General features: G+C 38.9%; 20 protein-coding genes. 8 read left to right on the top strand and 12 right to left on the bottom strand.

The annotated features are described in order from the left end of the window. Nucleotides 1-45: 45 nt before the first annotated feature. From CVS97_RS00395 to CVS97_RS00410, 4 genes are read right to left on the bottom strand one after another with little or no spacing between them, the layout of a single operon-like run. Complete coding sequence (locus CVS97_RS00395; protein ID WP_107784692.1) at nt 46-513, bottom strand: phosphatidylglycerophosphatase A; 468 nt, start codon at nt 511-513, stop codon at nt 46-48. Nucleotides 514-521: 8 nt separating this feature from the next. Then, nucleotides 522-1,703: a sulfate adenylyltransferase gene (locus CVS97_RS00400; RefSeq protein ID WP_107784693.1), complete on the bottom strand. Its 1,182-nt coding sequence runs from the start codon at nt 1,701-1,703 to the stop codon at nt 522-524. Next, nucleotides 1,681-2,571 (bottom strand): response regulator, encoded by an 891-nt coding sequence (locus CVS97_RS00405; protein WP_072594670.1) that lies wholly within the window; start codon nt 2,569-2,571, stop codon nt 1,681-1,683. The genes CVS97_RS00400 and CVS97_RS00405 overlap by 23 nt, the downstream gene beginning before the upstream one ends. Next, nucleotides 2,568-3,686, bottom strand: a complete 1,119-nt coding sequence (locus tag CVS97_RS00410; RefSeq protein WP_107770192.1) for a bifunctional 2-C-methyl-D-erythritol 4-phosphate cytidylyltransferase/2-C-methyl-D-erythritol 2,4-cyclodiphosphate synthase — start codon at nt 3,684-3,686, stop codon at nt 2,568-2,570. Before CVS97_RS00410 ends, CVS97_RS00405 begins: the two co-directional genes overlap by 4 nt. 148 nt (nt 3,687-3,834) lie before the next feature. Here CVS97_RS00410 and thiC point away from each other — a divergent pair, with 148 nt between their 5' ends. From thiC to CVS97_RS00440, 6 genes are all read left to right on the top strand, one after another. Next, nucleotides 3,835-5,133 (top strand): phosphomethylpyrimidine synthase ThiC, encoded by a 1,299-nt coding sequence (gene thiC / locus CVS97_RS00415; protein WP_107784694.1) that lies wholly within the window; start codon nt 3,835-3,837, stop codon nt 5,131-5,133. Continuing rightward, nucleotides 5,127-6,227: an Mrp/NBP35 family ATP-binding protein gene (locus CVS97_RS00420; RefSeq protein WP_087577746.1), complete on the top strand. Its 1,101-nt coding sequence runs from the start codon at nt 5,127-5,129 to the stop codon at nt 6,225-6,227. The genes thiC and CVS97_RS00420 overlap by 7 nt, the downstream gene beginning before the upstream one ends. A 138-nt stretch (nt 6,228-6,365) precedes the next feature. After that, nucleotides 6,366-6,632 (top strand): ACT domain-containing protein, encoded by a 267-nt coding sequence (locus CVS97_RS00425; RefSeq protein ID WP_021091480.1) that lies wholly within the window; start codon nt 6,366-6,368, stop codon nt 6,630-6,632. A gap of 9 nt (nt 6,633-6,641) precedes the next feature. Beyond that, the gene (locus CVS97_RS00430; protein WP_107784695.1) at nt 6,642-7,979 is read left to right on the top strand and encodes a PFL family protein; all 1,338 of its coding nucleotides are present in this window, start codon (nt 6,642-6,644) and stop codon (nt 7,977-7,979) included. 104 nt (nt 7,980-8,083) lie between these two features. Continuing rightward, nucleotides 8,084-8,773, top strand: a complete 690-nt coding sequence (locus CVS97_RS00435; RefSeq protein WP_103599771.1) for a cytochrome-c oxidase — start codon at nt 8,084-8,086, stop codon at nt 8,771-8,773. Between the two features lie 171 nt (nt 8,774-8,944). Then, the gene (locus CVS97_RS00440) at nt 8,945-9,397 is read left to right on the top strand and encodes a hypothetical protein (protein WP_107784696.1); all 453 of its coding nucleotides are present in this window, start codon (nt 8,945-8,947) and stop codon (nt 9,395-9,397) included. A gap of 84 nt (nt 9,398-9,481) precedes the next feature. On the opposite strand, the gene CVS97_RS00445 is transcribed toward CVS97_RS00440, so the two are convergent. Further along, a complete protein-coding gene (locus tag CVS97_RS00445; protein WP_103559747.1) occupies nt 9,482-10,084 on the bottom strand; it encodes a YagU family protein in 603 nt (200 codons plus the stop codon). Between the two features lie 153 nt (nt 10,085-10,237). Here CVS97_RS00445 and CVS97_RS00450 point away from each other — a divergent pair, with 153 nt between their 5' ends. After that, on the top strand, nt 10,238-11,437 hold the full coding sequence (locus CVS97_RS00450; RefSeq protein ID WP_107784697.1) for a 2,3,4,5-tetrahydropyridine-2,6-carboxylate N-succinyltransferase: 1,200 nt from the start codon (nt 10,238-10,240) through the stop codon (nt 11,435-11,437). 11 nt (nt 11,438-11,448) lie between these two features. Continuing rightward, on the top strand, nt 11,449-11,943 hold the full coding sequence (locus CVS97_RS00455) for a hypothetical protein (RefSeq protein ID WP_103618462.1): 495 nt from the start codon (nt 11,449-11,451) through the stop codon (nt 11,941-11,943). A 179-nt stretch (nt 11,944-12,122) separates the two neighbouring features. On the opposite strand, the gene CVS97_RS09560 is transcribed toward CVS97_RS00455, so the two are convergent. From CVS97_RS09560 to CVS97_RS00485, 7 genes are all read right to left on the bottom strand, one after another. Beyond that, the gene (locus CVS97_RS09560) at nt 12,123-12,227 is read right to left on the bottom strand and encodes a Fic family protein (RefSeq protein WP_103559757.1); all 105 of its coding nucleotides are present in this window, start codon (nt 12,225-12,227) and stop codon (nt 12,123-12,125) included. A gap of 88 nt (nt 12,228-12,315) precedes the next feature. Next, entirely contained in the window at nt 12,316-12,513 is a 198-nt protein-coding gene (locus CVS97_RS09220; RefSeq protein WP_141081831.1) for a hypothetical protein, read from the bottom strand. Nucleotides 12,514-12,594: 81 nt separating this feature from the next. Beyond that, nucleotides 12,595-12,822, bottom strand: coding sequence for a DUF4172 domain-containing protein (locus tag CVS97_RS09565; RefSeq protein WP_087577754.1), 228 nt, complete (start codon nt 12,820-12,822; stop codon nt 12,595-12,597). A 136-nt stretch (nt 12,823-12,958) separates the two neighbouring features. Then, nucleotides 12,959-13,381, bottom strand: coding sequence for a gamma-glutamyl phosphate reductase (locus CVS97_RS00470; protein WP_107784698.1), 423 nt, complete (start codon nt 13,379-13,381; stop codon nt 12,959-12,961). 1 nt (nt 13,382) lies between these two features. Then, a complete protein-coding gene (locus CVS97_RS00475; protein WP_103604823.1) occupies nt 13,383-14,171 on the bottom strand; it encodes a peptidoglycan-binding protein in 789 nt (262 codons plus the stop codon). A gap of 147 nt (nt 14,172-14,318) precedes the next feature. Continuing rightward, nucleotides 14,319-16,130, bottom strand: a complete 1,812-nt coding sequence (gene glmS, locus CVS97_RS00480) for a glutamine--fructose-6-phosphate transaminase (isomerizing) (RefSeq protein ID WP_107784699.1) — start codon at nt 16,128-16,130, stop codon at nt 14,319-14,321. A gap of 3 nt (nt 16,131-16,133) precedes the next feature. Further along, nucleotides 16,134-18,629, bottom strand: a complete 2,496-nt coding sequence (locus CVS97_RS00485) for an HD domain-containing protein (RefSeq protein WP_107784700.1) — start codon at nt 18,627-18,629, stop codon at nt 16,134-16,136. Nucleotides 18,630-18,642 lie beyond the last annotated feature (13 nt).

The raw sequence follows: 18,642 nt of genomic DNA on the forward strand, positions 1-18,642 counted from the left end.
TAAAAGATATTTTAGCCTATATAACTTTGCCAAAAATCTATATTTTTACGGCAAAGTTATGCCAAATTTTATAGTAGCCCCGTATATTATTGCGCTAATTATTCCAGCAAAAAAACCAGCCACCATATCATCGCCCATTACGCCAAGGCCACCTTTTACATTGCGGTCGATCCTGCCTATTATCGAAGGCTTTTTAATATCAAGTACTCTAAAAAGTACAAGCGAGAGTATGAGTTGAGAGATCGTAGCTCCGCTAATGGCAATAGCAAGCCAAACTCCAGCAACTTCGTCTATAACGATAAAACTTTCATCGTGAGAATTTACCTTTTTTTCAAAATCATCTATAACGCTAATACTTATCAAAAAGAGCAAAATACTAGCTAGAAAAAGCGTGGTTGATGATAAAAAATAAAGCACAAAATAAGCTACAACAGCGCCAGCGATAGAACCCCAAGTGCCAGGCGCTTTTGGTAAAAGTCCAAATCCAAAAAAAGTTAAAAATAGTTTTTGCATAAATTTCCTTAAGTCATCGATGATGTTTGATAAAGCTTCATAAGCTCTTCGTAAAAGTCACGGTCAGTTTTGTTTTCAAGCAGTCCTGAATTTACAAAAAGGTCATCGCAAAGCTTTTGCACGTCTTTGAAGCGATTTGTAAAGAGTTTGCTTAAAACTAGTGCAGAAATTTCTGGCCTCACAAGAATGGCTGGTGGCATAATGCCGTTAAATAGCAGCTCCTTGATAACATCTGGATGATATTTGATCTGATGGTGTTGTCCGTGCGGGCAACTTTTGGTACTAACTAGCGTCTTGCATTTGTTGCAATAAACTAGCTCTGGCAGCACGATTACCTCTAAATTTAGGTCGTTTTTATAAATATCAAGAATCGTATGAGCTTCATTGTGATCAAAAAACATTCCAATTCCTAAGTGGTTTTGCCCGATGACTAGCTTATTTGCCCCAAATCTTGAAGCAGCGATACACTCAAGTGTTGGGTTTGCATGTGAGCTAAAAAGAGTCGTATTTTTTAGAGCAAAGACAAAGACCTTTTTTGTCGGCAAATAATTTTGTATAAAATAATCTAGTACTTGTTTTCTAATCTCGTAATCAACGTGCTTTTCTTCACGTGTTCGTATTAAAAAAATGATTACTAAATCAGCCTTGTCAATAGTCATTCTAACAAGGCGCTCGTGAGCTCTATTAAATGGATCAGCCGTTAAAAAGACAGCCGTTATCTTTTTAGCGCCATCTTCTTTTATTAGATCGTTTAGTGCATTTTTGCTTATTTGCATACTTTTATCATAAAGCTCAAATTCGCCACTAATGCCGTATTTACCTAAATTTAGCTCTTTATCATTGCTGGCTTCGTTTGCTAAAAATATATTTTTAGCTCTCATGCTCTCGTCAAATTTAAAAACCTTAGCAACATTGATGTGTCCAACGATCTTACCATCAAGACTTAGATTTACCTTTTGTCCAGGAGTAAGCTTGCTGGCAATATTTTGATTTAGCTCGCCAAATGGAGCAAATCCAAAAGAATACGGCATCGGCTCGCCATTAAAATAGCCTTTTTTACTCACCTCTTTTATTTGCTCATCATCCATAAGCGAGTCGTAATCTGAGAGAATTTTATTTTTTATTAGCTCCAAAGCACCAAAAACTTCGGTATTTATAGAAATTTCACTATTTTTTCTTGCTGACGTCATATTTCTTTCTCTTTTCCCAAAGTGATTTTCTAGAAATTCCAAGCTTTTTGCTAAGTTCTGTGTCAGGAAATTTATCTTGATAATTAACGATTATGTATTTTATATATTCATCGATCGTAACGATCTCATCGATATTGAAATTTTTATCGCGTCCTGAAAGTTCAAGCTCGTCAAATGGTGCTTTTTGTGCAAAATCGCTAGTTGAGATCGCGACCTTTTTCTTTTTGCAAATTTCTAAAATTTTCTCTTTTTCTTCTTGTTTTAGCTCCTCTAAATTTGTCATATAGATTAGCTCGTCACCATTTTTGGCTAGTGCCTTTTCAAGCTCAGAGAAACAGGCTTTGCCTAAAAATAAAAATGGCAATTTGCAAGCTTTTACGTAGCTAAAAATAAATTTATCGCTGTATCCGCTTTTGCTTGATTTTAAAAGCAGTGGAAATTTTATCTTTTTTGCCTCAAAGCTAGAAATTTCATACTCTTTTAAAGCGTAATTTACGTAGCTTTCATAGTTTTTGATCTCGTTTTTGAAATTTCTAAATTCCTCAAAATGCTTTATCTTTCTAACTAGCTCTTCTATCATAAATGGCTTTTGGATGTAATCAACTGCACCTGCCTGAATCGGTTTTAGCACAGTGTCACTGTTGATATAAGCGATTAGTAAGATGATGATAGAGCTTTTAAATTTCTCTATGACTGGGTAGAAGTCTTGCCCTGGGAGTGTGGTAGAAAGTAACACTACATCAAAATTTTCAAACTTCAATGCCTCTTTTACGCTTTTAGCGATCTCGCAGTCGTAGCCAAAATCAGCTAGTTTACTGGCCATCGAGCCAGCTAGGTAAATTTCATTTTCTACTATTAAAATTTTCATATTTGCTTCCAGTTGTAAAATTTAAGGCTTGCACTTGCCATGACAGCGATCCCTTCGCATCTGCCTACAAAGCCAAGCCCTTCAGTAGTCGTTGCTTTTACGTTTATGCGGCTCTGGCTTAAATTTAGAGCTTTTGCTATGTTTGCCTCCATTTTTGACTTTAGCTTTGAAATTTTTGGTTTTTGCGCCATTATCGTGATATCAGCGTTTGTTAGCACAAAGCCCACACTTTGCACCCTTTTGTAAGCTTCCTCAAGCAAGTAAATGGAGCTAATATCTTTAAATTTAGCATCTGTATCAGGGAAAAGCTCGCCTATATCGCCAAGTCCAGCAGCTCCCAAGATAGCGTCAGTCAGTGCATGAAGCGCCACGTCGCCGTCACTGTGAGCTTTTAGCCCAAACTCATAGTCGATCTTCTCGCCACAAAGAATCAAAGGACGACCTTTTTCAAACTCATGCACATCAAAGCCGTTTCCCACAAAGACTTCATTTTCTGGCTCTTTTAAAGCAGAAATTTTGGCAAGATCCTCTTTGTAAGTGATCTTTCTTGCCATCTCATCACCTAAAATTTGCCATACGCTTGCGCCAATGGCTCTCATAGCCGAGCTATCATCTGTGTAAATTTCACCGCTGCTAAGAGCTTTTTTAAGAAGTGCTGTGCGAGAGAGTTGTGGTGTTTGGATAAGCTTCACCTTATCTCTATCAACCACATTTTCGCCAAGATAAGCGGTGTCTGCGATCTTTAGCGCTGGAACTACACAATCAGCCTGAGATGCAGCTTCGATAATCTTATGAAAAAGCTCGCTTGAGATACAAGGGCGAGCGATGTCACTAACTAAGACAAATTCACTATTGATTAGCTCAAGTGCGTTTTTTAGGCTATCTTGTCTAGTTTCGCCACCTTCAACAAATTTATAATTTGGAGCAAATTTTGACATATATTTGCACTCTTTGCTAACGACAATGATCTCTTTAAATGTGTAAAAGTTACTCAAATTTTTAGTGGCAAATAGCCAAAGTGGATCGCTTCCTATTCGAAGCCATTGCTTCTTTACTGGTAGCTCAAAACGGCTAGAATTTCCTGCTCCAAGCATTATAAGTGATATATCAAGCAAGATAACTCCTTTGAAAATTGTTACAGAATTATACATCTCAAAACTTCAAAATTTCTTTTTAAAAAAGTAAATTTTTAAAAGCTTATTTAGTTAGTTTAAATCAAAAAAGGACTAAAATGAGGTTTTTAAAAATTTAAAAAGGCCTTATATGAGAGATAAGACGCAGATGTATTATGCTAGGCGCGGCGAGATAACGCAAGAGATGAGCTATGTGGCAAGGATCGAAGGGCTTGGTGAAAATTTGGTGATGGATGAGGTTGCAAAAGGTAGCATCATCATCCCATCAAATATAAATCATAAAAATTTAAAGCCAATGGGCATAGGCAGAAAGCTAAAGACAAAGGTTAATGCAAATATCGGCAATTCAAGCTTAAGTAGCGACATTTGCGCTGAGCTTAGAAAGCTTGAAATTTGCCTAGAATTTGGCGCTGATACGGTTATGGATCTAAGTACGGACGGCGATTTGGACGCTATTAGAAGTGCGATCATCGAGCATTCAAGCGTGCCAGTTGGCACAGTGCCTATGTATGAAATTTTAAAAGAGGCAAAAGAGGTTACAAATATCACAAATGAGCTCATTTTAGAGATACTTGAAAAACAAGCAAAGCAAGGAGTTAGTTACTTTACGATACATGCTGGATTTTTGCGTGAGTTTTTGCCACTTGTTAAAAAGCGAAAAATGGGCATAGTAAGCCGTGGTGGCAGTTTAAGCGCAAGCTACATGTCAAAGCTAAATAGACAAAACCCATTTTATGAAATTTTTGATGAAGTTTTAGAAATTTGCGCTAAATATGATGTCTCGCTCTCGCTTGGCGACGGACTTCGCCCAGGCTGCCTTTATGACGCAACAGACGAGGCACAGCTTAGTGAGCTAAAGGTGCTTGGAGAGCTTACGCTTCGTGCGTGGGAAAAAGATGTGCAAGTGATGATTGAGGGCCCTGGTCATGTGCCATTAAATCAAATTGAGTATAATATGAAAATCGAACAAGAGCTCTGTCATGACGCCCCATTTTACGTGCTTGGGCCGCTTGTCTCAGACATAGGTGCAGGATACGATCATATCACGTCAGCGATAGGCGGCACAATGGCAGCATATCACGGCGCTAGCATGCTTTGCTACGTGACACAAAAAGAGCACCTTGGCTTGCCAAATGAAAATGACGTAAGAGAGGGCATCGTAGCTCACAAGATAGCAGCTCATGCCGCAGACGTCGCACTTGGCAAGGCGGGAGCGATAGAAAAGGATCATGAGATGAGTGATGCGAGATATGCGTTTGATTGGAACAAGCAGTTTGAGCTTAGCTTTGATCCAAAAAAGGCTAGAGAACTTCACGATGAAAGCTTGCCAGAAGACGCGTTTAAGAGCGCTCATTTTTGTTCGATGTGCGGACCAAAATTTTGTGCATATAAAATTTCAAAAGATCTAGAAAAAGGAGAAAAATGTTAAATAAAGAAGAGGTCTTAAATAGGCTAAAAGGTGTTATCTATCCCGGTTTTGAAAAAGATATAGTTAGCTTTGGCTTTGTAAAAAATGTAGAAATCGGCGATAAAATTTTAATCGAAGTCGAGATAGTTAGCTCAAGCCCAGAAGTGGCAAATGAGCTAAAAACGGACATCAAACGTGTCATGGGCTCAAATGAGTACGTGCTAAATTTGATCCAGCCAAAGATACCTGAGGAGAAAAGTAACACTCAAAGTGGTAAAAACATCGCGCCTCAAGTTAAAAATTTCGTAATGGTAAGCTCTGGAAAAGGTGGCGTTGGTAAATCAACCACAACGCTAAATTTAGCCATCTCAATGGCAAAACTAGGCAAAAAAGTGGGAATTTTGGACGCTGACATCTACGGACCAAATATCCCAAGAATGCTTGGCGAAGTAAATACTCAGCCACAAGTCGTTGGCAACAAGCTAAAGCCGATACTTAGCCATGGTGTCGAGATGATGAGTATGGGCGTTTTGATGGAAGAGGGCATGAGCCTCATCTGGCGTGGCTCGATGATAATGAAAGCTATCGAGCAGCTACTAAAAGACGTGCTTTGGAGTGAGCTTGATGTCTTGTTTCTTGATATGCCTCCAGGAACGGGCGACGCGCAACTAACTCTAGCTCAAAGCGTGCCAGTAACAGCAGGTGTATGCGTCACAACGCCACAAGTTGTAGCGCTTGACGATAGCAAACGTGCGCTTGATATGTTTGAGAAACTTCATATCCCAATTGCTGGCGTTATCGAAAATATGAGCGGTTTCATCTGCCCAGATAATGGCAAAGAGTACGACATCTTTGGTAAAGGCACTACTGAAGAGGTAGCAAAAGCTTACAACACGCAAATTTTGGCTGAAATCCCTATCGAGCCAGCTGTTCGTGTGGGTGGCGATAATGGTAAGCCAGTTAGCTTTTACGAGCCAAACTCAGTCACTGCAAAACGCTATGAGAGTGCGGCTGCAAGGCTTTGGGAAGTGATAGAAAATATAAATAGTGATGGCGGAGCTGATAACTCAGCGATCCAGCCAGTAAATGACGGCAAGAGTGCTTGCTCGAAGTAAAATTTACAAAAGATAAAATTTAGAGCAAATTTTAAAATTTGCCAGTTTGAAGTTGGCTACCAAAATTTAGCTTTGCTTGATGCTTGGCTTAAATTTTGGAGCCAAAATGCAATCATTTAAAATTTAATAGGAGAAAACATGAAAGCGATCGTAACCGTAGTCGGAAAAGATAGAGTCGGCATCGTTGCTGGCGTCTCAGCAAAGCTTAGTGAGCTAGGGCTAAATATAGATGATATCTCACAGACTATTTTAGATGAGTTTTTTACGATGATGGCAGTGGTTTCAAGTGATGAAAATAAAGACTTTACGGCCTTAAGAGCAGAACTTAACGAGCTTGGAGAGAGCCTAAAGGTAAAGATAAATATCCAAAGTTCTGCTATCTTTGATGCGATGCATACAATCTAAGGAAAAACAATGGACATCAAAAATGTAACCGAAACAATCTCGATGATCGAAGAGCAAAATTTTGACATCAGAACGATCACGATGGGCATTAGTTTGCTTGACTGCATCGATCCTGATATAAACAAAGTTTGCGACAAAATTTATGCAAAAATTACCACTAAAGCCAAAGACCTAGTCAAAGTAGGCAACGAAATTTCTGCTGAGCTAGGCATACCAATCGTCAATAAAAGAGTGAGCGTGACGCCTATCTCTATAATCGGCGCCGCAACGGACGCAAAAGACTACGTAATGATCGCAAAGACGCTTGATAGAGCGGCTATTGAGGTTGGTATTGATTTTATAGGTGGTTTTTCAGCTTTAGTTCAAAAGGGATATCAAAAGGGCGATGAAATTTTGATAAATTCTATCCCACAAGCACTTTCCCAGACTTCAAAAGTATGCGCAAGTGTCAATGTTGGCTCAACGAAAACTGGCATAAATATGAGCGCGGTGCGTGATATGGGACGCATCATAAAAGAGACGGCGGCAGCTTCGGAGATGGGGTGCGCGAAGCTTGTTGTCTTTGCAAACGCAGTCGAGGACAATCCTTTCATGGCTGGTGCATTTCACGGCGTGGGCGAGGCTGATGTGGTGATAAATGTGGGCGTTTCTGGTCCAGGAGTAGTAAAAAGAGCCCTTGAAAAGGTGCGTGGCGAGAGTTTTGACGTAGTGGCTGAGACTGTTAAAAAAACGGCATTTAAGATCACGCGTATCGGCCAGCTAGTTGGCCAGATGGCGAGCGAGCGCCTTGGGGTGAAATTTGGTATCGTTGATCTCTCTCTTGCTCCAACACCTGCCGTGGGCGACTCGGTAGCTCGCGTGCTTGAGGAGATGGGGCTTGAGGCTGTTGGTACGCATGGCACGACAGCGGCACTTGCTCTGCTAAATGACGCTGTCAAAAAAGGTGGTGTCATGGCGTGCAATCAAGTGGGCGGCTTAAGCGGTGCATTTATCCCGGTCTCAGAAGATGAAGGCATGATAGCTGCGGTGCGCGCGGGATCGCTAAATTTAGAAAAGCTTGAAGCGATGACGGCGATATGCTCGGTTGGTCTTGATATGATCGCCATACCTGCGGACACGCCAAGCGAGAGTATAGCTGCGATGATCGCTGATGAGGCGGCTATCGGCGTGATAAATCAAAAAACAACGGCCGTTCGAATTATACCTCTTGGACGTGAGGGCGATATGATCGAGTTTGGAGGCCTTTTAGGAAGAGCACCTGTGATGAAGATAAACAAAGCCTCTAGTGCCGACTTCATCGCTCGTGGCGGACAAATTCCAGCTCCAATTCATAGTTTTAAAAACTAATCTTCGAAGTCCGCTTTAAATTTGCGGACTTTTTCTTAAATTTATCCTAATCTTTTTAACTGCTTTTAGTTAAAATAATAAAAATTTTAAGCCAAGGAGCTAAAATGAAAATTTTATCACTGCTTACGGCGCTACTTTTTGGAGCGGTATGTGGCTTTGCAAATGATGGCAAAGTAAGAAGTATCGACATCTACGTCACGCCATACTACTCAGCAAATGCTGGCAAGGTGGAGTACGTAAAGGTCTATGACAAGATAGATGAGCTTTTAAAAAGTGGCAAAGAAGAGGACTTTAAAAAGGCTGAAAAGATCGTGCAAGACGCCCCACAAATGGTCTCTCCGATAACTCTTTTTGTCCTTTCAGCTCGCGCATACGATCTTGGACTTCGCGATGATGCGGTATTTTGGTTTTATGCGGCAAAAAATCGCGCGATCTTGCTAAGAGGCGTTATAGACATGGAGGGCGAGAAATTTACTGACGTGGTGGCCGCGATAGGGGCGTTTATGAAGCTTGTTGGCGACGTGGTCAATCCTTATGCATTTTGCGATATCAAAAAGCAACAAGAGATCGCTGATAAAGCGCTTGGATGGACTAAGAAAAATGCCTATGAAGCGATGTTCTCGCCAGAATTTAGCTCGCCTCACGAAGATAGAAAAGCAGCCCTTGCAAAAGGCATAGAAAAGCTAGAAGCCCGCAATAAAAAAGAGAAAGATTACTTTTTAGATAAAGATAATCTTGCTAACTTTAAAGCTATGCGCAAGCAAAATGGCACTGATGAGAAATTTTGCTTCTAAATAGCGAGAAAAACTGAAAATTTGCTTGTAAATTTAACTTTTGCTTTATGCTAAAAGGGCAAATTTACAAGTTATCTTCATTCTAGATGATAAATTTTAGCTCATTACAAATCTGCTTAAATTTCGCTCTTTTTCGTAAGAGTAGCAAAACCATAAAAATGAGAATAAAAAATGACTTTGAAATTTGGCGAACTTGAAAAAGTTGCAACAGATGGGGGTTTTATATGGTATGCCCAGACGTGGCTAAAAAGCGAAATTTTTGGGCAGGTACTCTTTTGCCTTATCTCGGCAAATGGAGCAGATGTGGACGATGAGACTACTTTGCTAGCAGAGCGCATCGTCGGCGATATTGACCGGTATGTAAAAGAGGCACTTATCTTTTTAAAAGATGAGCTTAGGCGAGGATACTTTTTGAGCAAGGACGAGCTTAGAGCGCTTGATGTACCAGTTTGCGAACTGCCTTTTAGCTCACCTCAATGCACCTTTTATGCGCAAGATAAGCAGTGGCTGATGAGATTTGCTGAGGGTGCGCTTGATATTTGCGAACCTTTCGGTATTGGGGTGATTTTTGAAGGTGAAAAGCCACTTCGTTTAGAAAATTTAGAGCTTAGCCAGGAGTGCTAATCGCGGATAAATTTTGCTTTTAAATGGTGAGATAAATTTAGTTGCTGTTTTAGGTTTTTAGCCCAAAACAGCAAAAATTTGCATTTATGCGTTGCAGCAGCAATAATCACTTGGATCTTTTTCTTTTGTTATCCTAGCTCTTAGGTCGTGACGGATGATCTCTATCGACCAGAACCATATCATGTGGCCGACAAATTCAGATACATGCTCGTACCAAGGGAGTGTCCAAAGTGGTGGAGTAAGCCCTAAAATAGGTAATGTGATCACGTGAACAGCGATATTTACAATAATGCCAACTAGTAAGCCTTGCCATATTGTAATCTTTGGAAATTTTTCAGCCAAAACACAATAAGCAACCGCAAAAACGATCGAAAACAATATATGCGTCATCATTACGTAGTTAAACGCATGCCCTGCAAACTCGTAAATAGCGGCATTTGGATCGGCTACGCCCAAATAATCTCTCAAAAACACATAAGGCGGATTTAAGAAATTTCTAGAGCAGTCGATCGCATCAGCTGCTCTGATGGCACTCTCTGGTCCGCAAGCAGCGTTAAACATATCCATCGGACTTCTTGGAGGAAGTGGAAATTCCGCTCCCCATTTGACAAAGGCTGAGACAACGCCAGCGATAAGGCCGATTAACGCAGCCAGAGCAAATCTAGGTTTTGTTACTAAATTTGACATTTAAACTCCTTCTTTAAATTTGCGAAATCTTATTGCAATTTACTTTATGATAAGATTAATCATTATTAAAAATATTTAAAATTTTAATGGACTTAAAATCATAAAATTTTTAGCCATTTTTGGCTAGACTAAGAAAAATTTAAAGGAGAATAGATGTCTAAAGAGTTTAAAGATGCAAATGAATTTAAGGAATTTTTTGAAGAATTTAGAAAAAAAGATGGCTACAAAGATCCGCTTGCTTTTGGTATCGCTAGGATCGATCGTGGACAAAAAAATACAGACAAAATTTTGCAAGCGACATTCGCTGTTGTAAATTACAAAGAGAGCTTTTTAAGCGCTGCTGCTTATATCTATGCTTTACAAAAATGTGATGTTAAGGTTGATTTTAACGGCTCTGAATTTGTAGCTGATCTTACGCCAAAAGTGGTGAAAAAAGCTAGCAAGCTCTTTAGTGTCTTTGAAAAAGAGATAAGCTCTCATAAAAATGTACAAAATTTACATGCCGTAAAAATGGCATTTGATGACGATCTTGAACTAAATGAGAATAAATTTAAGCTTGTGTTTTTGTTTGATGATGCAAAACCACTTAGCGTGGAAGCTGTTTATCTCAAGCTTTACTTGATCTCACTTGGTAAAGTCGCACCTAGAACGATCATGCTTGATGGAGCTTTTGGTGTGTTACCAAATGTTGCATGGACCAGCCAAAATACGCCAATAGAGCTTGAATGGTTAAGAGAAAATGAAATTTCTCTAAAGATGTTTGGCGAATATCCAGCGATCGTTAGCGTCGATAAATTCCCAAGATTTTTAAGCCATATCATCCCAGCTGATAACACGAGAATTTTAGACTCAGCCAAGGTTCGCATGGGCGCTGCCGTGCATCCTGGCACAGTCGTTATGCCAGGTGCTGCCTACATCAACTTTAACGCAGGTACAACCGGTGGGGTGATGGTTGAAGGCAGAGTCAGCAGCTCTGTCGTAGTGGGCGAGGGCAGTGACGTAGGTGGCGGAGCTAGCATACTTGGCGTGCTAAGTGGCACAAACGGCAACCCTGTAAGCATCGGCAAACACTGCTTGCTTGGCGCAAACTCAGTCACAGGCATACCTCTTGGCGATAACTGCATCGTGGATGCTGGCATAGCAGTGCTTGAGGGCACAAAGGTCTATATATCAGCTAGCGAGCGCGAAAAGTTAGCTAAGCTAAATCCAGAGTTTAAATTTGAAGCTGAAATTTACAAAGCACTTGAGCTTGGCGGGCTAAATGGACTTCATTTTAGACAAAATAGCCAAACAGGTCAGATCACTGCAAGTGCGAGCAAAAGGGCGATCAAGCTAAATGAGGCACTTCATTAAAAGGAGCTAGCATGAAAGTTGGCATTTTGATGTTTGACAAGCTAAATCTACTAAGCTTTGCCAAAATTTATGATTTTTTACATAAATTTGAGGATTTTAATATCAAGACTTACGCACTAAAGCCTGAGGTTGTCGATGAATTTGGCGTCAGGCTTCATCCAGAAATTTATGCTGAGAGCCTTTATGGTGTGGATATCTTAGTCGTGCCAGATGGTGTTGGAGCACTTGGATTAAGATACGATGAGATATTTTTAAGCTGGGTTAAAAGCTCAGCGAGTGCGAAATTTAAGATAGGTTTTGACCTTGGCGTATTAATCCTTGGTGGGGCCGGATTTTTAGAAGACAGAGAGGCTTGTATAAGAGGCGGATACAAAAACGCACTTAGTGACTACTGCGATGTTAATGATGCTAAAATGTGCGAAAGTAGGGGTGTCATAAGCGTTAGTGAATTTGATGATAGAATCAAAGAACAGCTGGCAACGATACTAGGTAAAGATAAATTTTAATGGCTTTGACTCTTAAATTACGATAGAAATTTTATATTTTTAGTAAGCTTATAGCTTGTTTATAGCGCTATTTACCGCTTGTAGGTGTGCTACATTATCCACTCTGTGAAATCAAAATTTAAATTATTTCCAAGCTTTGTTATCTGCTCTAAAATTTCATAATAATTTTTTCTATTTGCTTAAATAATGCTAGAGATAGAAAATGGCTTAACACCATCTTCTCTTAAAAAGTAGTGCGCCAAAGCCCTTGTTATGCGTCCATTACCGTCATCATAAGGATGGATAAAAAACTAAAGATGTGCAATAAAACTTTTTAGATATGCGTTTTCAAGGCTTTTGTTGATAAAATTTTAAAAGTTCTCATCTCATCTTCTATACCTCTACTGGCAAGGCTTCATAGTGGATTTGCACATTTTCTGGAGAGCCTGAGACGACGCTCATCTCATCATCTCTAAACTTGGCTCGTTTTATCTTGTAAGTTTTGCTTTGGATATATTCAAACAAGGTATTGTGCCAGCCATGTAGCCGCTCGAGGTTCATATAGTCTTTGTTTAAATTTACTTCAAACATTAGCGAGACTAGATTAACACTGTGTCTAGTCGCATGAGTATCAGCTAGCCAGTCAAAATTTTCATCTAGCCTCTTTTTTATCTACGAGCGAATGCTTGATCTTTTAAGCCTTTCGCCCCCTATGAGAGATGAACTTATTATTTCATCTTCAAGTGCACTAATTTGCACCTTTAAAAGATCGTCTCTGCTGATATTGCTTGTTAGCTCTTTTAAATTTTTATGGTCTTGCTCTAGCTTATTTGTAAGGGTGTCTATTACTCTTTTGTCGAAAGAAAAATTTGGGTAGTTGGGATGTTGTCGTATCCACAGGTTTTGTAATTTTTAATCAATGCACTGAACTTATTTATAGCAGTAAAATTTGGTATATGTATTGTTTTTGATTTGCTATTTGTAGAAGTCGTTTTTTTGTTAGAAAAGAGCCAGTTAAAGTTAAGGCTAGATAAGATTATCTACCTAGCCTATAGTCTCTTCTAGCATCCTTATAACCACGTCTATATCCACGCTCAAAACCATCATCATAGTCGTCATCGTTATAGTAGCCTCCGCGGTAACCACGCTGAAATCTATCATATCTTTCGTACTCATTTCGATAGTATGGGCGGTAGTTAGGCGGATATGGCGCATAGTTTGGATCAACAGGATAGTAGCCATTTGTACGGCAACTATCCTCATCGAATTTTTCTATTCCATTACGAAATTTATAGCTTTCTATTTTTTTATCAAAGCTATCAATGCTTCTTATGTCGCCATAAAATTTAGCCATTTCTCTTTGATTTATAAGATTGCAAAGTCTAGTTTCAACTTTTTTTTCATAACTCATAGCAAGCAAAAAAGTCAATGAACAAAATAAAATGGCTAAAAATTTCATATTAATCTCCTACTTTTAGACTTCCGCCTTTGCCAAGACCGCCTTTTACATTTTGTGCTTTGTAATCTTTTAGAGCAATAACTAATTGATTCATTGAATCAAGGAAAGCATTTACAAGTGTTTTTCCCTCAGGTGTTCTTGAATATACGCCAAGTCCCGCGCCAAGAGAAGCGCCAGCACCGCCGCCCATGCCAAAGAAGTCAGTGCTAGAAGCTGAGCCAATAGCTGCTGCTAATTGAACACCTGAACGATTTTCTATAAGAACCAATGTGGTTTGTGTCTCTTTTGTTGAAAAACCACCAGCTATAGCACCTGCTACACTACCAAAAAGTGCTTCAACAAGAGCACCTGCACCGCCCGTATCTTCGTTACTAAAGAAAATTTCAGGGCGAATAGTATAATCAGCTGCTACCATTTTACCTTTACCAAAGCCGGAACCACCACGTAGTTCGCCTGATCTATCAAGTGCACGCTCTTGCATCATATTATCCATCATAGCGCCACGTTCAACTATAACAAAACAACCAGTTTGTTGCGCAAGAAGACGCAAAACCGGAATAGTTGATGTGAGCTTGTAGTTGTGTGTTAAATATGAATACCAATCAGAATTTTGGTCTTCATAAAACGCAAGTGTTCCAAGAGTGCTACTGCATTTTTCTATTTTTGTGTTAGCATTATTGTTATTGCTTCCAGCAGCACTACCAGTTACACCGTTGCTATTGCCAGTTGCACAACCGCTTAAAAGTAAAACTCCAAGGCCTACGCTTAGTAAAGATGAACTTAACTTCATTTTTATCCTTAATATTTAAGTTGGTCTTAGCATTATATATAAGCAAATATTATAAAAATATTAATATAAAATTTATGTTTAATAACATAAATGCAAAATTATTTTTCACAAAAATTTAAGCAGCCAGCAAGATGCCAGCCACATAAATTACTCAACAGTTACGCTTTTTGCAAGATTCCTTGGCATATCGACGTTGTTGCCAAGTCTAACAGAAATTTCAAGTGCAAGTAGCTGAAGCACTAGCATCATCTCAAAAAATTCGCTCATATAGTGATCTTGAACGCTTGTTTTTACGTAGTCATCGCTTAGCTCAAACTCAAGTGGACTTATAGCTAGGATGTAAGCATCTCTTGCGGCAAGCTCTTCTACATTGCTCTTTGTCTTTTCATAGAGTAAATTTTGAGGCATAAGCGCTATGGTAAATAGTTTCTCATCTGCAAGTGCGATAGGGCCGTGTTTCATCTCACCTGATGGATAGCCCTCGGCGTGAAGATATGAAATTTCTTTAAGCTTTAGCGCACCTTCAAGTGCTAGCGGATAGAAGATATCTCTACCGATAAAGAAGAAGCCATGACCGTGTAAATAGTGCTTGCTTAGGCGGTGAAGCTTCTCTTGAAGAGAGTTATTGATATTTAAAATTTGTGGAATGTGAAGAAGCGTTTTGATCTCGTGATCAAGCTCTTTTTTACTGATAGAATCTTTCGCTGCTGCCATTTGAAGCACAAGCATCCAAAGTACGATGATCTGCGTTGCAAAGGCCTTTGTACTCGCAACACCTTTTTCGATACCAGCACGAGTTAGAAGAGTATTGTCAGCTAGTCTAACGATAGATGAGTTATCGACATTGCAAATCGCAAGCGTTCTAAGCCCAGCTTCTTTAGCTATCCTAAGTGCTTCAAGAGTGTCAGCTGTCTCGCCACTTTGTGAGATTACGATGAAGAGTGAGTTTTTGTTTAGATAAGGCTTTCTATATCTAAATTCGCTTGCCACTTCGACCTTTGTTCTAACTTTAGCAAGCCTTTCAAAAAGATAGCTTGCAGTTAGTGCTGCATGGTAGCTCGTACCGCACGCACAAAGCACGATATCATCGATATCTTTTAGATATTCATCGTCTAAATTTTCAAGGGTAACTTTGTGGTTTTTGACTCTGCCCATGATGGTTTCAGATACGACCGCACCTTGCTCGTAAATTTCTTTCTCCATGAAAAATGTATATCCCTCTTTTTGGGCATAGCTCTTATCTTTTGGTAAAGCATTAAACGTTATGCTCGCCTTTTTGCCGTGTTTAAAAACGGCAATCTCGTCCAAGCTCACGTAGCCGTAGTTGTTATCATCAAGATATGCCACTTCTGTTGCATTGCCGATAAGTGGAGCATCAGATGAGGCAAAATATAACTCTTTTTTATCGCTTTTACCTATCGCCATAGGAGCGGCATCTTTTGCAAAAAATATCTTACCAGGTGCAGTTTTGGTAATAAGTAGCGTAGCGTATGCACCTTTTAGCTTTGCGATAGTCGCCTCATAAGCTTTAAATGGATCTTTTTTCTCTTTTAAAATTTCTTCAAAAAGGTGCACGATCACCTCAGTATCGGTTTGGCTGACAAATTTCACGCCCTTTGCTTCAAGCTCATCTTTAAGCTCTTTGTAGTTTTCGATGATGCCATTGTGAACGACAAATGAGTGCTCGCCAAGGTGCGGGTGAGCGTTTATCTCAGTTGGTTTGCCATGCGTCGCCCAGCGTGTGTGACCTATCGCCACGCCAAAGCCCTCTGATGTAAAGTCCTTTGTCTTTAGGGCTAAATTTTCAAGCTTGCCAACAGCTTTGAAAAAGTCGATCTTGCCATCACTCATCACAGCCATACCAGCACTGTCATATCCGCGATACTCAAGCTCTTTTAGACCGCTTAAAATGACCTCTTTTTTCTCTTTATCTCCGATGTATCCTACGATTCCACACATGTTTTACTCGCTTATTAATAAATTTAATATCTCTTCGCCTTTACTCTCAAGTCGCTCGTTTTTCTCGATCAAAAAGAGATTTCTCGTTCTATTTTTGACCGTTTGGATTCTAGCACTCGTGACTTGAAAATGAAGCCTGTCAAAAACACTCATCACATAAGCCATTAACCCACGCTGATCTTTTGCATTGATGCTAAGTTTGGCGTAATCTTTTGAGTGATTTAGCTCGAAGTTTATCTCATCTTTGTTAATGTTTGGTTTCAAAGGCTCTTTTAGAACCTCACTATTTAGGGATTTTAGAGCTAAATTTTTAGTATTTTCAAGCTCCTCTTTTTTAACATTTTGGTTAAAGTCAAGCCTGATATAAAATTTCTTCTCAAATAGCTCAAAAATTTCCATGTATGCAAGGTCAAATTTAGCAAATTCATAGAGTAGGGCACTTAAATTTAGACTCTTTTTTGTATAGATCTGAATGCTTAAATTTTTAGAGTTATTTATAAAAATTTCTGTCGTATCTAAGCTATCTGCAGCTTTGCTTAAATTTATGATCTCACTCGCACTATATTTTATAAGGACAAGATTTGATGTGATTTTAAAAATTTTTTCTTGCAAACTTGGTTCAAGCGCCAAAAACTCACTATTTCGTTTTATAGACTGCTCTTTTTTTACGCGCCTTGTCGCTTCATCAAGTAAATTTTCATCGCTAAATGCACTAAGAGAAATTTTATAAAGCTCTCTTAAAAGCTTTGCTGTGTAGGCATTATAGAGCCTCTCATTTGTGGCGTTTATCACGCAGTAGCTAAGGATGTAAAGCAGTTTTAAAACCTGCTTGTCGCCAAGCTTTGAGATAAAAGCAAATATAACGCGTTGTGAATAAATGTCCTCTCTGTTTGAGACGTTGCTCATTAGCGTGTGGTATTTTATCAGGATGACGCCGATATTTACGGCTTTTTGGCTTAAATTTAGCTTGTTTGCGTAGGCTCTAAAGATATTAGCACCGATATTTGCGTGATCTTTGCCAAGCCCCTTGCCAACGTCGTGCATTAAAGTCACGATCTTTAGCATCGTCTTGCCCTCCAAGCAAAGCTCGGTATAGAGATTTTTTATAAATTTATCTTTTATATTTTCAAGAAATTTTACACTTAAAATACTATGCTCATCGACCGTAAATTCGTGATAGCCGTCGTACTGAGCTAGCTGACTGATGTGCTCCATTGGTTTTATTAAAATTTGTATCATTTGCGCATCGAGCAATGATTTTAAAATTGCGTAGGAATTTTTTCTTAAAAATATCTTTTTAAACTCGCTTATAGCGTGCTCTAAGCCACTTTTTGTGATGATGGCTCGCTTGATGTAAAAGATCGCGCTTATATCAAATTTATAATCCACATCTTTTAGTTCCAAAAGCTCATTTATGAGATCCTCGATGAGAGCTGGCTTTTTATGAAGTGGCACGTAAATAACGCCATTTATCTCGTAAAAGCCATTTTTTAGCCTTGCAAATTTTCTCTGATCAAAATTTAGCTCACTTTTGAAAAATGGCCTGCAAAGAGAAGCGACGATAAACCTCGAATAAATGGCGATATTATTCATTGAGCTTAGCATTTTTTGGCTGATGACGCTTTCATTGTCTTGAAGCTTTTTAGACTTTGTTTGCATGAAATTTGTCGTGATCTCAACACTTGAAGCGCTAAAAGTATCAGAATTTTGCGTTAAATTTAAGGTGGTTAGTAGGCTTAGTAAAAAGTCCACATTTAGGTTAAAGCTAGCGATCTCTTTTTCATTCATCACTTTTAGGGCTTGTGATCTAACTGAAATGTCGCTATCTAGGCAGTTTAGTATGCAGTTTAGGTGATAAATTTCATCTATCCCGCCAAAGCCACTTTTTAGATTTGGCTCTTGGGCTAAGTAGCTGATGCTAGAAAACGGCAAAAACGCCTTTAAATGGTAGTTTAAAAAGGCTTTTTTATCAAATTCTTTTAATTTTACGATCTCGCTTTTTACTAAGCGGTAGAGGCTTTTTGAACCACAGATATATCGGACTTGCGATGTTTCGCTTTTAAATTTGAGATCGTCTTTGTAATTTGTAAAAATTTCATCTAACTCAACGCTTTTTATATAAAAATTTATTCCAGAGCTACTTAAAATTTCGCTAAATTCTTTTAAGAAATTCTTTATGTTGTAGCCTTTTAAATTTTTATAAACTAGTAAAATTTCAAGCTCGCTATTTGCGCTAAGCAAGGTTTGGGCGTATTTTCCAGTAGCTAAAACACTAAAGGCAAAGCTGTCATTTTGCGGAATAAAATCATCAAAAAAATCTCGCATAGTTTCATTTAAATAAGATTTTATAAAATCATCATATTCTTTGGCTAAAAAATTTGCAAAATTTCTACCCTGATTTTTTTGAAAATGTTTTGGCAAATTTGCCTTAAAATCAAGAAATTTCTCTTTGATTTTTAAATAATTGTCGCTATTTTTGGTACTTTTATCAGCCAGCATTTAATGTTTCCAT

This window comes from Campylobacter concisus (genome assembly GCF_003049735.1).
Taxonomy (GTDB): Bacteria; Campylobacterota; Campylobacteria; order Campylobacterales; family Campylobacteraceae; genus Campylobacter_A; species Campylobacter_A concisus_AN.

Excerpts from the sequence above, each read along its gene's own strand:
- CVS97_RS00395 (WP_107784692.1), bottom strand. The coding sequence starts at position 513 with ATGCAAAAACTATTTTTAACTTTTTTTGGATTTGGACTTTTACCAAAA.
- CVS97_RS00400 (WP_107784693.1), bottom strand. The coding sequence starts at position 1,703 with ATGACGTCAGCAAGAAAAAATAGTGAAATTTCTATAAATACCGAAGTT.
- CVS97_RS00405 (WP_072594670.1), bottom strand. The coding sequence starts at position 2,571 with ATGAAAATTTTAATAGTAGAAAATGAAATTTACCTAGCTGGCTCGATG.
- thiC (WP_107784694.1), top strand. The coding sequence starts at position 3,835 with ATGAGAGATAAGACGCAGATGTATTATGCTAGGCGCGGCGAGATAACG.
- CVS97_RS00420 (WP_087577746.1), top strand. The coding sequence starts at position 5,127 with ATGTTAAATAAAGAAGAGGTCTTAAATAGGCTAAAAGGTGTTATCTAT.
- CVS97_RS00425 (WP_021091480.1), top strand. The coding sequence starts at position 6,366 with ATGAAAGCGATCGTAACCGTAGTCGGAAAAGATAGAGTCGGCATCGTT.
- CVS97_RS00430 (WP_107784695.1), top strand. The coding sequence starts at position 6,642 with ATGGACATCAAAAATGTAACCGAAACAATCTCGATGATCGAAGAGCAA.
- CVS97_RS00435 (WP_103599771.1), top strand. The coding sequence starts at position 8,084 with ATGAAAATTTTATCACTGCTTACGGCGCTACTTTTTGGAGCGGTATGT.
- CVS97_RS00440 (WP_107784696.1), top strand. The coding sequence starts at position 8,945 with ATGACTTTGAAATTTGGCGAACTTGAAAAAGTTGCAACAGATGGGGGT.
- CVS97_RS00445 (WP_103559747.1), bottom strand. The coding sequence starts at position 10,084 with ATGTCAAATTTAGTAACAAAACCTAGATTTGCTCTGGCTGCGTTAATC.
- CVS97_RS00450 (WP_107784697.1), top strand. The coding sequence starts at position 10,238 with ATGTCTAAAGAGTTTAAAGATGCAAATGAATTTAAGGAATTTTTTGAA.
- CVS97_RS00455 (WP_103618462.1), top strand. The coding sequence starts at position 11,449 with ATGAAAGTTGGCATTTTGATGTTTGACAAGCTAAATCTACTAAGCTTT.
- CVS97_RS09220 (WP_141081831.1), bottom strand. The coding sequence starts at position 12,513 with ATGTTTGAAGTAAATTTAAACAAAGACTATATGAACCTCGAGCGGCTA.
- CVS97_RS00470 (WP_107784698.1), bottom strand. The coding sequence starts at position 13,381 with ATGAAATTTTTAGCCATTTTATTTTGTTCATTGACTTTTTTGCTTGCT.
- CVS97_RS00475 (WP_103604823.1), bottom strand. The coding sequence starts at position 14,171 with ATGAAGTTAAGTTCATCTTTACTAAGCGTAGGCCTTGGAGTTTTACTT.
- glmS (WP_107784699.1), bottom strand. The coding sequence starts at position 16,130 with ATGTGTGGAATCGTAGGATACATCGGAGATAAAGAGAAAAAAGAGGTC.
- CVS97_RS00485 (WP_107784700.1), bottom strand. The coding sequence starts at position 18,629 with ATGCTGGCTGATAAAAGTACCAAAAATAGCGACAATTATTTAAAAATC.